The following is a 14,491-nucleotide window of genomic DNA, read 5'->3' as shown; positions in this document are numbered from 1 at the left end:
AATAGATATATTATACCTATATTAAAGATAGAATAGTTAAAATTTTCTAACATTTTTCACTTGAAGGTGTGAAAAGTCATGTACCGTTACGTTATGAGCAATAAACAAGACATATCGCTCGTAACGCCACCTACAGAAAACCCCCTCGTACATAAGAAGCACGAGGGGGTTTTCATCTATTTTGTAATCGCAAGCATAAGTTCACGTGCGACTTTGGCTGCAACTGCGTTTGATACGCCTGATGCATCGTATGGTGGAGACAGTTCTACGATGTCAGCCGCAACAACATTCAGCTGCTCAAATATTTTGAATGCAGGTTCCAGTTCCTTGTAAGTCAGACCACCGGGTTCTGGTGTGCCCGTACCCGGGAAGATAGAAGGATCGAGACAGTCAAGGTCAATCGTGACATAGACAGGTGTATCTTTCAGCATACCTGGCAGGTCTTTCAAAGTATCGATAGAGAATTTTTCGAGTGTCGTATGTTCGTTGCTCCAGTCGAATTCTTCTTTAGTGCCTGAACGGATGCCATATTGGAAGATACGGCCATCGCCTGTAATGTCATGGATACGACGAACGACTGTCGCATGGCTTAACGGCTCGCCCATATAGTCGTCGCGTAAATCTGTATGGGCATCAAGCTGGACGAGTACAACTTCAGGATATTTTTCGTGGACTGCACGGAAGGGGCCGAGCGTTACTAAATGCTCGCCGCCAATCATAAAAGGCAGCTTACCCGCTGTTAAAATCTCGCGTGCTGTCGCTTCCAGCTCATCCAGTACTTTCACTTTGTTGCCGATCGTGATATCAACGTCTCCCGAATCCATGATGTTGACATCTTCCAGATCTTTATCTAAATAAGGACTGTAGGTTTCTAAGCCATACGACTCAGAACGAATCGCATCTGCTGCAAAACGTGTCCCTGGACGATTTGAGACAGTGCCATCAAAAGGTGCACCGTAAATAACGGTTGAGGCCTCGTCGAAAGTCGACTCACAGGCCATATAGACATGTTTATTCGGCTGCATCATTCAGCATCTCCTTGACGAATGTCGGAAGGGCGAATGCGCCTGTATGGATATCTGTATTGTAGTATTTCGTTTTAAGTCCAAGTTTATTCCATGCTTCTAAGTCGGCATCTTTTAATGGATCGAACTTCTTAGACGCGAAGCCGAAGAGCCAGTGGCCTGACGGATAAGTCGGCATATGGAACTGATAGACACGTGTGATAGGGAAGAGACCTTTGATTTTTGAATGAGCACGTTTCATTTCATGTGCGTAGCTTGGATAGTACGGTGATTCGTGCTGATTGATTAAAATACCGTCGTCTGTCAGTACACGGAAACAGTTGTTATAGAAGTCATGTGAAAACAAGCCTTCACCAGGACCGATTGGATCTGTAGAGTCAACTAAGATGAGGTCATAATAACCATCTTCTTTGTTCTTGACATAAGCAAGGCCATCTTCGAATAACAGTGTCACACGAGGATCTTCTAATTTGCCGGCAGTAATCGGCAGGTATTCCTGAGACAAGCGGACCACGCGTTCATCGATTTCGACCATATCAATCTGTTCGATAGACGCATAACGCGTTAATTCACGGACTGTACCACCGTCACCGCCACCGATAACTAATACTTTTTTGATATTAGGATTTGTTGCCATCGCTACGTGTGTAATCATATCGTGATAGACGAATTCATCTTTCTCATTCACCATCATTAAGCCGTCTAATGTGAAGAATGTACCAAATTCATCAGACTCAAAGAAGTCAATCTGCTGGAAATCAGACTGCTCAGAGTGGATATGTTTATTTGTTTTGATTGAAAAACGAACGTTATCTGTATGATTTTCTGTGTACCAAAGATCTAACATGGATAATCCTCCTTATTTTACGTCGACTTCGACAGGTTTGAATGATTCTACGACGATTTCACCTTTAGAATACTTATGGATTTTGTCAGCCATACCGCGGCCGATTTCATATGAATCAGAGAGCTCAGCTTTTAATGCTTTTTCAAGGAAGTCTTCTGCTCTCCATGGGTCTACTGTATCACCACATGTGAATACGTCAACTGATGCGTAACCATATTCAGGCCATGTATGGATTGTTAAATGAGATTCAGAGATGATGACAGCCCCTGATACACCGTAAGGATTGAAAGTATGGAAGCAGCTTTCAACGATAGTTGCACCTGATACGCGTGCCGCCTCGTTCATGATTTCTTCGATTTTATCGTGGTCTTTTAAGATGTCTTTGTCACAGTTATAGTATTCGATTAAAACGTGTCTGCCTAAAGTTGTTAATTTCATTATTAATTGTCCTCTTTTCTATTCATAATATAAACTTGATTTGAATTTTCAGTACCGATTTTGATGATAGGCTGGTTGTTGATGAACTGCCAGTAGTCAATGACTTCCTGTGAAATGCGTTCACCAGCCATCAGTATAGGAATACCCGGTGGATAAATCATTAAAGATTCAGCGCAGATTTCATCAAGTGCTTCTTCAATGGAGACAGGGTGTTTCTCACCGTACAGGACTGCGCGAAGTCCCAGCGCCTGCTCCGGAATGGAAAGCTGTCTGAGTACCGGTGCGTAGACTTCACGCTTGGCATCATGGTGCTTATCACTGATAGCCATGAGCGCATCTTTTAAGCGTTCAAGGACATGGGCATTATCTGCTGCAGTCACAATTCCCATAACGACATTAGGTTCAGCGAGTTCCATCTGAATATGATAGTCACTACGTAGCAGTTTATAGATTTCAAAACCTGATAGATTGATGGTTGAATCGACATAAATAGTCAGTTTTGTCTCATCCAGGTTCTGATTATAAAGTCTGTTGAAGTCATGGCCATCCAGCATATGAAAACCTGGGATAGCCGTGACGGCTTCTTTAAATTTGCGAATATGCGGCATTAATGTCTGAATCCGTTCCGCACCGTGAAGAGCGAGATGTTTACGAGCGATATCAAGCGATGACATCAGCAGATAGGAAGCAGAAGTAGATGTCAGCATGTTGATGACACTCTTGACTTTATGCTGGTCCACAAGGTGTCCTTTAACGAGCAGAACACTCGACTGTGTAAACGAACCGCCTGTCTTATGCAGACTAGTTGCGGCGAGATCAGCGCCTGCCTCCATACTGGAGATCGGCAGTTCAGGTGAGCATCTGAAATGTGCACCGTGCGCTTCGTCTACAAGAACCGGCATGCCATGTGCGTGAGCAAGCTTGACGATGGCTTTCAAGTCGCTGACAGCACCGAAGTAAGTCGGATTCATGATGAAAACGGCGCGTGCATCAGGATGCTCTTCAATAGTGTGTTTGACCGTTTCTACACTTAAGTTATGAGCGATGCCGAACTCTGTATCAAATTCAGGCAGTACATAGATCGGCGTGACATCAGCGAGTGCCATCGCATTCAGCACAGATTTATGGACATTACGCGGCAGAATCAGTTTGTCACCCGGCTTGCAGACAGAAAAAATCATGGCCTGAATGCCTTCAGTCGTTCCGTTTACAAGAAAATGTGCCTGGTCAGCAAGGTAAAAGTCAGCCATTAGCTCCTGTGCTTCTTTAATAACGCCTTTTGGGTTATCGTAGTTATCCAGCTGCGGCATTGAGTTGACGTCGTGCCGTAAAGTAGAGCGGCCATAGTAGTGCAGATCTGTTTCATTATCGAGTCCTCGTTTATGGCCGGGCACATCAAAACTGATGACATCCTGTTCTTCATATAATTTCAGTGCATCAAACAGAGGCGTCTGATTGTGCAATGTCTGATTGATAGGGGTTAAAGTCTTAAGTTTATAGGGTTTGAGCAATCTCACACCTCCAAGATACAGAATTGTAAAATATAGTATGACTTAACTTGAGGTTTTATATAACTACTAATTTATTTTTACCAAACAAATTGTAATGTATTACTAAACTGTTGGCAAGAAAAAATTTGAATTTGCATATGTTTTTTTGAAGGAAAGATAGTCTGTTAAAATAAAAGAAAAAGGGAGGCAATAAGATGATAGGATACATTGGCTCATATACAAAAAAAGAAGGTAAAGGGATTTACCGCTTTGTGCTGAACGCCGAAGAGAAAAAAATCGACACAGTTGAAACGGGATACGAAGTACCTGCGTCAACCTATGTCGTCCAGCACGGCGATTTCTTATATGGCATTAAAAAGGAAAATGATAAAGCAGGCGTTGCAGCTTATAAAATAGGAGAAGCGGGTAAGCTTGAACTGATTAACGACTGTCTGGAGTCAGCAGAATCTGGCTGCCACATCTCAGTCAGTCAGGACGGTCAATATCTGTTTGAAGCCGTTTACGGGGCAGCAGAAGCGCGTCTTTACAAGTTAGATACAGAAAGCGGTGCAATTCAGAAACTGATCAATGTAGTCGTGCAGGAGGGGCTTGGACCTAACGAAGATCGTCAGGATAAAGCACACACGCATTTCATTAAAGAAACACCGGACGGTAAAGCAGTGGCTGTCGACCTGGGGGCTGATGAGATTATCACCTTTACATTTGATGAAGACGGACTGAAGCGTGAACAGGCACTGAAAGTTCCGGCAGGCGCAGGTCCGAGACATCTCGTCTTCAATCAGAATGGCAGATACGCTTACGTCATGACAGAACTAAGCAATGAAGTATTTGTACTCAAATACGATAATGGTGAGTTTGAACTATTGGAGCAGCATTTAGCAATTCCTGCTGATTTTAAAGAGAATACGCAAGGTGCAGCCATCCGCATGAGTCATGACAACCAATTTGTTTATGCTTCAAACAGAGGTCACCAGAGCATTGCAGTCTTTAAAGTAGAAGAAGACGGTGCTGCACTGTCACTTGTAGAAATCGTCGACTGTGGTGGCGACTGGCCGCGTGACTTCAATATTTCAAATGATGATCAGTTCTTAGTCTGTGCACATGAAGTGAGCGGTAACGTTGTATTATTTGAACGTGATGCGGAGACAGGCAGACTGACGCTTCTCGAGAAGGATCAGCAGGCAGCTGAAGGTGTCTGCGTACAATTCCTGTCATGAGAATCGCACTCTATCAGATGGCGGTAGTGCCTGGCAGACCAGACTTAGCTGCGGAGAAAGTAGCCAGCTGGCTCCGCGGACTGGAAGGAATAGATATTGCTGTCCTGCCTGAAATGTGGAATACTTCTTACGAGTTAGAACGATTAGGTGAACTTGCTGATGAAAAAGGCAGACGTGAAATTGACTTTTTAAAAGGTCTGGCGCAGGAAAAAGGAATTCATATTGTCGGCGGATCAATTGCGGTGTCAGAGGAAGAAAAGCATTTTAATAGAAGTGTCATCGTCAACAAGCAGGGAGAAGTGGCCTATCAATACGATAAAATACACTTAGTGCCGATGCTGGATGAACCGCGCTACTTGACAGCGGGCGGACAGTTTGAGGTGTTTGAACTCGCTGGAGAGAAAATGGGTGTCATCATCTGCTATGATTTAAGATTTCCTGAGCTGACGCGTCGGCTTGCTCTAGAAGGTGCAGAAATCATTTATGTCGTCGCAGAGTGGCCGGAAGAACGAATGGATCATTTCATTGCACTGCTTAAAGCACGGGCGATAGAAAATCAGTGTTACATCGCAGCTTGCAATGCAGCAGGCGAATGTAATGGTACAGTCTTTGGCGGACAATCGATGATTATAGAGCCGACTGGACAGGTGCTCGCTGCAGCAGGACAGAAAGAAGAAACAATCATCGCAGATATAGACATAGAACGTTCAAAAGAAATCAGACAAGCAATACCGGTATTTGAATCACGCCGATCAGAGTTATATTAGAATTAGAAAACCGCCCCTTGCGTGTGAACATCACCCTGTCAAGTAGACACGTAAAAAAACAAAATTAGTTACTCGGCTGCGCTTGTATAAGTGCAGCCATTTTTAATGAAATTCTTTCTTGATTGAAAAAGTTGATATATTTATCGAGTTCTTTTTTCGCATGACAGAAATCATCAAATATTTTTGATTTCCCTTTGAAAATCTCCGATTTTAATAAGCCAAAGAATCCTTCCATAGGCCCATTGTCTATACATCTGCCGCCTCTAGACATACTCTGAGTCATTCCGGCTGCACGAAGTTTTTGTCTGAATGCTCTACTTGTATACTGGAAGCCTCTGTCACTATGAAGAATGATATCGTCAGTATCCTATAATGCTTGAGCTTTTTTAAAAGTATTAAAGACTAATTCATTATTATTTTTCTTGGAAATCTCATAGCTCAGTATCTTTTTCGACTGTAGATCATAGATTGCACTCAGATCGTTATTAAAAACTTCATATTCAGGCGTTCCACGATGACACCATTTATAGTAGCTCGCTCTAGAAATACCTAGAACTTTGCACAATGATTTAATCGGAAAACACTTCTTAAGACACTCAACAGTCTTATAGGATGCTAATTGTCTGACTCTTGATTCATCAACTGCCTTTCTATCTCGCGGCACTTTTTTAGTATCTCATGCTCCATCTGCAGATATTTATTGCACTCTTCAAGCGCCTTAATTTTTAACTTATATTCATCTTCTGAACTTCTTGTTGTAACTGGCTTTGTTTTACCTCTACTATTTATTAGTCCTTCTGCACCGTGTTCTTCGAACTTTTTTACCCAGCTGTATATCTAAGAATAGTTGACACGATAACGTTCTGCGGCTCCTTTATAATCTTTGTTACGACTGATACAGTAGTTATGGCGAGGCAGGAGAAGCTGAGGATGAGGGAGGAACGGAAGCGGCAGGAGCAGTCCTATTTTATCACTGCTAAATTATATATATTTACTTAAAACCTTAAAGTTTCCTTAAAAATCCATATTATATAACTTTAATTCGTTTGATTGGTTTAGACTGAATCTATAATAAACTAAAGGAGAGTATAAGATGTTTAAATCACTTTTACGATTAGTGTTAATATTTGGGTTGTTATTTTCAGTAGGGATGAATCCCTATATAGAATCAAAGGCTCATGCATCAAGTAATAATTCAGACAAATATTATGATCAAATAATCGAAGTCACTCAAAGTAATATCAGTGTTAATGATAAAGGTACTGTTATTTACAACCTAGAGGTGATGGAAGAGAAGTTAAAAGATAATCCGTATAAAAATGAAGCTTTGACTCAAGCTAAAATGTTAAATAATAAAAGCATTGATATATTAGAGAGTGCAGAGAATCCCGAAGCAGCAGAAAGCAACAATAGAGCGTTAAGTACTCAAGCCCGAATCGCAAGTCCAGATTCAAGACAATTAGCTTGTAGTATCCAAGGGAAAAAAGTTAATACAAAATATTATCAATCTTTAGATGCATGTGTCGGAAAAAAAGTTAAAAGTTTAGTTACTTTGGGCGGGTTGTTAAGTGGATTTGGAAAACAGTTTATTGATGATGTAGCAAATGGAAAATGGAAAAATGTCAGAACGACGTTAGGTAAAGCTGGCAAAAGCTCAGCCTCAATTGGAGGTATTGTGGTAACACTTGCTACTATACAGTATACATGTATTAAGGCTGCACAAAAAAAATATCCACCGGGTGGATGTAAATAAAATAAAGGAATGTTAAATATTATGAACAATTTTAAACCTTCTCTTGAAAAATTTAAAAATCTATTTGGATTACTTTTGATCTTCTGTCCCACAGTAGTTTTATTCTTGATTCTGGGCGGGGTAGCAGAGGATGTATGGGATTTATTTTCCATATATATGTATATTTGTAATGTCATATTATACATTGTTTTATTTATCATGATTCGAAATACGAAGGAGAAAAACAATGAAAGATGATGGAGAGGCAGGCGCATGGATGAGCGCCTGTTTTTAGATTTCATTTGATATACCTCCGGCTTTTGAAAATAAGTTTTATTCTCTTTTCCTTTGGCATACTTGATAATCCAGTTGTTAATAGTTTTTCGACAGGGGATATTATACTTCATAGCCAATTCGTTGGGCGATCTACCCTCTTTAAAATATTCGTTGATCACCTTTGATTTAAACGCCTGAGAATAACTGCCGTTATGCGCTCGGGGCTTTAGTGCCATGATTCCATGTTTTTTATAGCGGTTATAGTAAACTGCTAAATTTTTGGGATGCATATCTACGTCTAAGATGTCTTTAATTCGATTGAAAGAATAACCTTCCTCATACAAATCGAAGATTTGCTGAAATGTTTCCAGTGATAACTTCATTTTTCGCATAGAAAAACTCCCTCTAAAGTTTTACTTTTTTAAGTGTCTACTTTAGAGGGAGCTTATCACGCGTGAGGAGCAGTTTTTTAGTGTGATTGGAGAGGGTGAGTTATGGTCGATAAAGGAGAAATATCACTGGCAACTCAGATGAAAGCGAGGAAGATAATAAGTTACCAGCGATAAATAAGGAATATCGCTGGTAACTACTGCTTCACTATTTTAATTGATAGGTTCTATTTTTATTCGCACCTTCTTTTGTGCAGATTTTCTGTACGATTCCTCGTACCGTTGACTTTGGAAAACCGCTCCACACACTGACTTCAGTTGATGTCAGTGCATCATTTTTCGGAAGTGTCATTTCTTTCATTAAATGTATGAGAGCTGTCTGATTATCAATTCGATGCTGACAATGCTGACAGGTCACGTATCTCTTCTTCTGCTGATGTAGAATCGTTAATCTTCTGCATTTCGGACATCTCATACCTTGCTTATATTCTTCGAAAGGATAGTAATGGATTCTATCAAAATGCGCTCCTGAGTAATGAAAAAGTTTCATTTTCTCAGCATGAATAGAGTGTACAGGCTGTGGGACAATACTAGAAATAAATTCTATGAGCTTTTCTATCTGATGTGGAAGAATAACATGATCTGGCACGGAATCTGCAGACAAATTAAAACCAGGATTGATAAAAATAGTCTTGCTAACAACTTTAGCCTTAACCTGCTGGTTTTTTAGAAAAGTCTCAAGTTTATAATAAGCCTTATTTAACTGAGATGTCACATCCGTATGGACATAATCACGCTCAGATACAAACTGGTGATTGACGATTTTATAATGGGCAGTAAAGTTCTTGATATCAAAATGAAATAAAGTGTCTTTATGCCCGATTAAAAAATCATACTGGCTGCTTCCCTTATACCTTAAGTTAAAATCCCAAAGTTTGATACATATGGAATGTTTGATAAGTTCATAAAATGCAGTTTCTCCTTCAATACCTCGTAAATAAGTTGATAGTTTCATATCATCATGGTCATTCAAGATTAGACGTTGATCAGCAGCCAGCAGGAACTTCTGATAATCTGTTGGTTCATGTATTTTGACAAACATATCTCATCTCAGCCTTATTCTAAACGATGGCCTAAAAAATTCAAAAAAGCAGAAAAAGATGAAATACATCCTAATTGCCTACTGAAATTGATAAAAAAGCTACTATTCATCAAAAATTTCATGAAATCAACTCATTTTTAAGAAAACTTTTAATTATATTACTTTTTAAATGAAATTTGCGGAAAATTGCCAACTTGGCAACTTTTAATTTTCACTCATCAAAATATGCTATATTAAAAATTTTAAAAAAAGACTGCTGATTTCTCGCGTCAGCAGTCTGTCTTCTATTTATATATTTGTCTGATGTATTTGAACTTTCCTTTATAAGGTGGAAACATCAACCCTGTTTCAAGCTTTGTGCTTTTGGTCATATAGGCTTTCTGATGGCTGAATAAATCGAATGAATACTTACCATGATAGTGGCCGATGCCTGATGCACCGACACCACCAAATGGCAGATATGGATTAGAGACATGCATAAGCGTATCATTGACGCAGCCACCGCCGAATGATAAGCGCTTAAATACTTTTCTGACGAAGTCTTCATCTTCGCTGAAGATATAAAGGGCAAGCGGTTTATCATAGCTTTTGATGATCGGGAATATTTCCTCGCGGTCGTCAAATGTGACAATCGGCAGCAGAGGCCCGAAGATTTCTTCTTCCATGATTTTGTCATCAAGCTGCACGTTATCAATCAATGTTGGCGCGATATAGCGCTCTGTTCGGTCTGTTTCACCGCCGATGACGATATCATTTTCTGCGCTTTGTCGCAGTGCATCCAGTCGGTCGAAATGACGTTCGTTAACAATGCGACCATAGTCCGCAGATGTTTGAGCATCCTTGCCGTAGAAATCTTTCAGTGTCGAACGCATCGCTTTGATAAACTGTTCTTTTACTTTCCGGTCGATCAGAACATAGTCAGGTGCGATGCAGGTCTGACCGGCATTCATAAATTTACCGAACGCGATACGCTCAGCAGCGACTTTGATGTTAGCCGTCTCATCGATAATCGTCGGACTTTTGCCGCCTAGTTCAAGTGCAACGGGTGTCAGATTCTTACTTGCTGCTTCGTATACGATCTGGCCGACTTTAGTACTGCCCGTGAAGAAGATGAAATCAAATTTCTGTTCCAGTAATTCTGAAGTGACTTCTTTCTCTCCTTGAACGACTTTCACGTAATCAGCCGGAAAGACGGCAGAGATGATTTCTTCGATAATGGCGCTTGTATGTGGCGTCTGCTCAGAAGGTTTTATAACAGCGCAGTTACCTGCTGCAATGGCACCGATTAAAGGCTCCATGACGAGCTGGAATGGGTAGTTAAAAGGTCCGATGATCAGGACAGTCCCAAGTGGTTCACGCATGATATAACTTTTTCCTGGGAACTGCATCATCGGTGTTGAGATGGATTCTACTTTACTGTAATTCTTCATTTCCTTTATAAACATGGAGATGGATTTTAAGATAAAGCCGATTTCTGAAGCATAAGCCTCTACTTTACCTTTACCTAGGTCCGCAGCTAGGGCATTCAGAATATCTTTTTCCCGTTCCCTGATTTCTTTCTTCAGTGCTTTGAGATGCTTTTTGCGAAACTTTAGATCTTTTGTCATGTCTGTATCAAAAAACTCATTGATTTCATCTAAAACGGATTTATACAAAACGGTCACCTCTGCATATATGATGTAATTAGTGTACAATAGATTGTTGCCTGATAAAATCAATTGAACTTAAACGAGGTGAAGGAAATGAGATTGGGTATAGTGGGCACGAACTGGATTACCGATCGTATGATTACTGCCGGCAGAACAATTGAAGGCTTTGAAGTGACGGCAGTCTATTCACGTACCGCTGAACGAGCGACAGCCTTCGCTGCTACGTACGATATCAAACACCGATTTACAGACTGGCAGGCTTTTATAGTGAGCGACAGCTATGATGCTGTTTATATTGCAACGCCTAATTTATTGCATGCGGAACAGACGATGGCCGCGCTGAATGCTAAGAAACACGTGCTCTGCGAGAAACCACTCACATTAACTGCAGCAGAAGGACAGGCGCTTTTTGACTGTGCAAAGCAAAATGATGTTATCTTAATGGAGGCGATGAAGTCGACTGAAGCAGCTGCATTCAATCAGCTGGAGAAATGGCTGAATGACATTGGCACCATCAGACGTGTCAACTTTCACTATAATCAGTACTCATCACGTTACGATAAACTGAAAGCAGATGTTGTAGAGAATGCGTTCAGACCGGAGCTCGGCAACGGTGCATTGACGGATCTGGGTGTCTATACGATTGCACCGCTTGTCAGGTTGTTCGGCCTGCCTTTAAGCGTCAGCGCTGAACTTCATCGATTGTCGACTGGGGCGGACGGTCAAGGGACAGTCATTGCTAAATACAGCGAAATGACAGCTGTTCTTAGCTTCTCAAAAATCATCAACAGTTATCTGCCGTCTGAAATCATCGGTGAAGATGGGATCTTGACGATAGATAAGATATCAGCACCTGCCATCATTAAAAAGTACAATCGCCAAGGTGAAGAAATTGAGCGGTTTGAGCACCATGCACAGCCGATGTCCTATGAAATCAAGACGTTTATGGATGCTTGTCAGTCGGGCTCAATCCATTCGAGTAAAGAGCAGATGAGTATGGATACACTGCGCATGCTGGAAATCATAAAAAGAGAGGCAAAGATACATGAATAAATCATGGCTTTATTTAATTATCGGCGGACTGCTGGAAGTTGTCTGGGCAGTCGGACTCAAGTATTCACATGGCTTTACAGATATTCCGTGGACCTTGTTCACGGTAGTCGTCATGGCATTATCATTTTACTTTTTTGCTTACTGCCTGACGCATATGGAAGTTGGAATGGCTTATGCGATCTACACAGGTATTGGAGCAGTCGGAACAGTACTCTATGGCTACTTTTTCCTCGATGAACCGATGAGTGTTCTGAAGATATTTTTCCTCGCACTCTTGATAGCATCCATCGTCGGACTGAAATTTGTGGAAGGGGCTGAGGAGTCATGAGCTGGATTGTATTAATCGGAGCCGGTCTAATGGAAGTCCTGATGGTTGTGGCTTTAAAAAACAGCGACAGTTTTAAAAATAAAAAGTGGACGGTCATCTGGTTTCTGCTGAGTATGTTAAGTCTCTTTTTACTGTCAGTGGCGATTAAGTCACTGCCGCTCGGTACTGCCTACAGCGTCTGGACTGGAATAGGCGCCATGGGTAGTGTTATTGTCGGCATTGTCTTCTATAAAGACAGTTTCAATCTGAAAAAAGTGATTCTGATTACATTGATTATCATCGCTATCGTCGGACTGAAGCTGGTATAAGAAAAAGGACGTTTTATCTTTTTGATAAAACGTCCTTTTTTTATTTCAGTACATCTTGTACAGATGCATCATTTTTCATTGTAGTCACTGCATAGGAGCAGAGGGGCACGATTTTTAAGTTGTTTTCTCGTGCATAGTCAATGACACGGTTCAGTAATTGTTTAGCAATACCTTGTCCGCGAAGCGAAGGATCAACGAATGTATGATTGATGACAATCGTGTCTTCACCTTGTGTGTAGAATGTAATCTCAGCTTTGTCATCGATATAAAATCTGTTTCCTGACTGCTGGATTTCCATAGGGAACACCTCCTTATGATAAAACGTCAGTTAATTGAGGTACCACTTGTTTCTTACGTGATACAACGCCTTTAAGTAAAGCAGTGTTTTTATCTAAAGCAACGTTGAATGCTTTATTGACCGCTTCTTGTTCTTTACCCAGTGCGAGGATCTTCGAATCAGAATGAATGATATCTGTCACGACAAGGACAAATAAGTCGTAACCATTTTGTGCTGTCTCTGCATTGATAGCATTCTCAAGTTCTTCCTGGCGTGCGAATACTTCATCGATATCGACAGTGTTGACTTGTGCAACACGGACTTCTTTTTCGCCCATAGAGAATGATTTCGCATCGATGTTCAGTAAGTCTTCTGCAGATTTGTCTGCTGTAGAAGCACCTGCTTTCAGCATTTCAAGGCCATATTCTTCTTTGTTGATACCTGCAATTTTTTCAAGTTCTTCTGCTGCTTTGACGTCTTCGTCTGTACAAGTAGGAGATTTGAAAAGTAATGTATCAGAGATAATAGCAGATAACATCAGCCCTGCAATCTCAGGTTTCACTTCGATCTGATTTTCTTTATACATTTTATTAAGAATCGTTGCTGTACAGCCGACTGGTTCTGCTCTGTAGTATAAAGGTGCTGCCGTCTCAAAATTAGAAATACGGTGGTGGTCAACAACCATCAGAATGTGAGCAGATTCGATGCCAGGTGCTGACTGCTGGAACTCATTGTGGTCAACAAGAATGACTTCCTCACCGTCAACTTTTTCGATTAAGCGAGGTGCAGATACGTTGAATTTGTCAAGCGCATATTGAGTCTCAGCACTTACTTCACCCAGTCTTACTGCTTCAACTTCTTTGCCGGCAGCAGTCTGCAGGTCTGCCATTACAAGTGCTGAAGTGATTGTATCTGTATCAGGATTTTGATGTCCGAAAGTTAAAATAGTCATGAATTCTTCTCCTTTTAATATGAATATCTTTTATTTTATCATGATTGACCGGTAATCGTCATGCCGAGTGAATGCTCAAAATGAGAAAGCGCGAACTGGTGTCCTTCCTGACTGAAGGATTGAACAGCATCTTTATCGACCATCATCGTATAACCGAGATTATAACCATCTACTGCTGTATGAAGAACACAGATATCCGTACAGACACCTGTCAGTTCAATGATCTTGATCTGACGTTCTGTTAAATACTGATGAAGCGGTGTGCCCGCAAATGAGCTATAGCGTCTCTTGTCAATCCAGAAGACAAGAGGATGATTCCGGAACTCTTCATAAACTTTTTTAACAGCGCCATAAAGTTCACGGCCTTCGGTCCCGCGGATATTATGGGGCGGGAAGAGCTTTGATTCAGGGTGTGACATATCATTTAAGTCATGCAGATCCATCATGATGAAAACAGGGTTGCCTTCGGTGAGATAAGCTTCAAATTTACGGGCGATGGCCAGATCGATAGACTGACCAGGTTTACCGCAAGTCAGTTTTCCATCATCAGCAACAAAATCATACGAATAATCAATAATCAGTAATGCTTTATCCATAATGAGCCTCCTAACAGGGTATAG

At 41.0% G+C, this 14,491-nt stretch carries 16 protein-coding genes; 6 read left to right on the top strand and 10 right to left on the bottom strand.

The genetic code is table 11. The features are described 5' to 3' along the window. Positions 1 to 176 precede the first annotated feature (176 nt). The 4 genes from speB to MGG13_RS09325 are packed head-to-tail and all read right to left on the bottom strand — an operon-like array spanning position 177 to position 3,821. Complete coding sequence (speB, locus tag MGG13_RS09340) at positions 177 to 1,028, bottom strand: agmatinase (protein WP_239034695.1); 852 nt, start codon at positions 1,026 to 1,028, stop codon at positions 177 to 179. Further along, the gene (gene speE, locus MGG13_RS09335; RefSeq protein ID WP_133431513.1) at positions 1,012 to 1,872 is read right to left on the bottom strand and encodes a polyamine aminopropyltransferase; all 861 of its coding nucleotides are present in this window, start codon (positions 1,870 to 1,872) and stop codon (positions 1,012 to 1,014) included. Before speE ends, speB begins: the two co-directional genes overlap by 17 nt. Before the next feature lie 12 nt (positions 1,873 to 1,884). Beyond that, positions 1,885 to 2,310 (bottom strand): adenosylmethionine decarboxylase, encoded by a 426-nt coding sequence (gene speD, locus MGG13_RS09330; protein WP_133431514.1) that lies wholly within the window; start codon positions 2,308 to 2,310, stop codon positions 1,885 to 1,887. A 2-nt stretch (positions 2,311 to 2,312) separates the two neighbouring features. Further along, positions 2,313 to 3,821: an aminotransferase class I/II-fold pyridoxal phosphate-dependent enzyme gene (locus MGG13_RS09325; protein ID WP_239034694.1), complete on the bottom strand. Its 1,509-nt coding sequence runs from the start codon at positions 3,819 to 3,821 to the stop codon at positions 2,313 to 2,315. A gap of 194 nt (positions 3,822 to 4,015) precedes the next feature. Between MGG13_RS09325 and pglS the strand changes: the two genes are divergently transcribed. Both pglS and MGG13_RS09315 read left to right on the top strand, forming a co-directional pair. Beyond that, positions 4,016 to 5,038: a 6-phosphogluconolactonase gene (gene pglS, locus MGG13_RS09320; protein WP_239034693.1), complete on the top strand. Its 1,023-nt coding sequence runs from the start codon at positions 4,016 to 4,018 to the stop codon at positions 5,036 to 5,038. Beyond that, positions 5,035 to 5,805: a carbon-nitrogen family hydrolase gene (locus MGG13_RS09315; RefSeq protein ID WP_239034692.1), complete on the top strand. Its 771-nt coding sequence runs from the start codon at positions 5,035 to 5,037 to the stop codon at positions 5,803 to 5,805. Before pglS ends, MGG13_RS09315 begins: the two co-directional genes overlap by 4 nt. A gap of 64 nt (positions 5,806 to 5,869) precedes the next feature. On the opposite strand, the gene MGG13_RS09310 is transcribed toward MGG13_RS09315, so the two are convergent. Continuing rightward, positions 5,870 to 6,088, bottom strand: a complete 219-nt coding sequence (locus MGG13_RS09310; protein WP_239034691.1) for an IS3 family transposase — start codon at positions 6,086 to 6,088, stop codon at positions 5,870 to 5,872. Between the two features lie 810 nt (positions 6,089 to 6,898). Between MGG13_RS09310 and MGG13_RS09305 the strand changes: the two genes are divergently transcribed. Next, positions 6,899 to 7,558, top strand: a complete 660-nt coding sequence (locus tag MGG13_RS09305) for a hypothetical protein (RefSeq protein WP_239034690.1) — start codon at positions 6,899 to 6,901, stop codon at positions 7,556 to 7,558. Between the two features lie 852 nt (positions 7,559 to 8,410). Here the strand turns inward: MGG13_RS09305 and MGG13_RS09300 are convergent. Together MGG13_RS09300 and MGG13_RS09295 are read right to left on the bottom strand one after the other, a co-directional pair. Further along, positions 8,411 to 9,304 carry a nuclease-related domain-containing protein gene (locus MGG13_RS09300; RefSeq protein WP_239034689.1) on the bottom strand — a complete coding sequence of 298 codons (894 nt, stop codon included), beginning with the start codon at positions 9,302 to 9,304 and terminating at the stop codon, positions 8,411 to 8,413. Positions 9,305 to 9,588: 284 nt separating this feature from the next. After that, entirely contained in the window at positions 9,589 to 10,911 is a 1,323-nt protein-coding gene (locus MGG13_RS09295) for an aldehyde dehydrogenase (RefSeq protein ID WP_239034688.1), read from the bottom strand. A gap of 135 nt (positions 10,912 to 11,046) precedes the next feature. Between MGG13_RS09295 and MGG13_RS09290 the strand changes: the two genes are divergently transcribed. The 3 genes from MGG13_RS09290 to MGG13_RS09280 are packed head-to-tail and all read left to right on the top strand — an operon-like array spanning position 11,047 to position 12,642. Next, positions 11,047 to 12,006, top strand: coding sequence for a Gfo/Idh/MocA family protein (locus MGG13_RS09290; RefSeq protein ID WP_239034687.1), 960 nt, complete (start codon positions 11,047 to 11,049; stop codon positions 12,004 to 12,006). Further along, complete coding sequence (locus MGG13_RS09285; protein ID WP_133431519.1) at positions 11,999 to 12,334, top strand: DMT family transporter; 336 nt, start codon at positions 11,999 to 12,001, stop codon at positions 12,332 to 12,334. The genes MGG13_RS09290 and MGG13_RS09285 overlap by 8 nt, the downstream gene beginning before the upstream one ends. Next, positions 12,331 to 12,642 (top strand): DMT family transporter, encoded by a 312-nt coding sequence (locus MGG13_RS09280; protein WP_133431520.1) that lies wholly within the window; start codon positions 12,331 to 12,333, stop codon positions 12,640 to 12,642. The genes MGG13_RS09285 and MGG13_RS09280 overlap by 4 nt, the downstream gene beginning before the upstream one ends. A gap of 40 nt (positions 12,643 to 12,682) precedes the next feature. Here MGG13_RS09280 and MGG13_RS09275 read toward each other — a convergent pair whose 3' ends face one another. The 3 genes from MGG13_RS09275 to MGG13_RS09265 are packed head-to-tail and all read right to left on the bottom strand — an operon-like array spanning position 12,683 to position 14,470. Beyond that, a complete protein-coding gene (locus MGG13_RS09275; RefSeq protein ID WP_420827895.1) occupies positions 12,683 to 12,949 on the bottom strand; it encodes a GNAT family N-acetyltransferase in 267 nt (88 codons plus the stop codon). Between the two features lie 4 nt (positions 12,950 to 12,953). Then, positions 12,954 to 13,871: a manganese-dependent inorganic pyrophosphatase gene (locus MGG13_RS09270; RefSeq protein ID WP_133431522.1), complete on the bottom strand. Its 918-nt coding sequence runs from the start codon at positions 13,869 to 13,871 to the stop codon at positions 12,954 to 12,956. Between the two features lie 38 nt (positions 13,872 to 13,909). Next, positions 13,910 to 14,470, bottom strand: a complete 561-nt coding sequence (locus MGG13_RS09265; protein ID WP_239035711.1) for a cysteine hydrolase family protein — start codon at positions 14,468 to 14,470, stop codon at positions 13,910 to 13,912. Between the last annotated feature and the right edge of the window lie 21 nt (positions 14,471 to 14,491).

The sequence above is a fragment of the Macrococcus brunensis genome (genome assembly GCF_022343725.1).
Classification (GTDB): Bacteria; Bacillota; Bacilli; order Staphylococcales; family Staphylococcaceae; genus Macrococcus; species Macrococcus brunensis.
This window is presented reverse-complemented; position numbering and strand designations above follow the sequence as displayed.

Coding starts and splice junctions, on each gene's coding strand:
- MGG13_RS09280 (WP_133431520.1), top strand. CDS start 12,331: ATGAGCTGGATTGTATTAATCGGAGCCGGTCTAATGGAAGTCCTGATG.
- MGG13_RS09315 (WP_239034692.1), top strand. CDS start 5,035: ATGAGAATCGCACTCTATCAGATGGCGGTAGTGCCTGGCAGACCAGAC.
- speE (WP_133431513.1), bottom strand. CDS start 1,872: ATGTTAGATCTTTGGTACACAGAAAATCATACAGATAACGTTCGTTTT.
- MGG13_RS09270 (WP_133431522.1), bottom strand. CDS start 13,871: ATGACTATTTTAACTTTCGGACATCAAAATCCTGATACAGATACAATC.
- speD (WP_133431514.1), bottom strand. CDS start 2,310: ATGAAATTAACAACTTTAGGCAGACACGTTTTAATCGAATACTATAAC.
- MGG13_RS09290 (WP_239034687.1), top strand. CDS start 11,047: ATGAGATTGGGTATAGTGGGCACGAACTGGATTACCGATCGTATGATT.
- MGG13_RS09300 (WP_239034689.1), bottom strand. CDS start 9,304: ATGTTTGTCAAAATACATGAACCAACAGATTATCAGAAGTTCCTGCTG.
- MGG13_RS09310 (WP_239034691.1), bottom strand. CDS start 6,088: ATGACTCAGAGTATGTCTAGAGGCGGCAGATGTATAGACAATGGGCCT.
- pglS (WP_239034693.1), top strand. CDS start 4,016: ATGATAGGATACATTGGCTCATATACAAAAAAAGAAGGTAAAGGGATT.
- speB (WP_239034695.1), bottom strand. CDS start 1,028: ATGATGCAGCCGAATAAACATGTCTATATGGCCTGTGAGTCGACTTTC.
- MGG13_RS09305 (WP_239034690.1), top strand. CDS start 6,899: ATGTTTAAATCACTTTTACGATTAGTGTTAATATTTGGGTTGTTATTT.
- MGG13_RS09295 (WP_239034688.1), bottom strand. CDS start 10,911: ATGACAAAAGATCTAAAGTTTCGCAAAAAGCATCTCAAAGCACTGAAG.
- MGG13_RS09285 (WP_133431519.1), top strand. CDS start 11,999: ATGAATAAATCATGGCTTTATTTAATTATCGGCGGACTGCTGGAAGTT.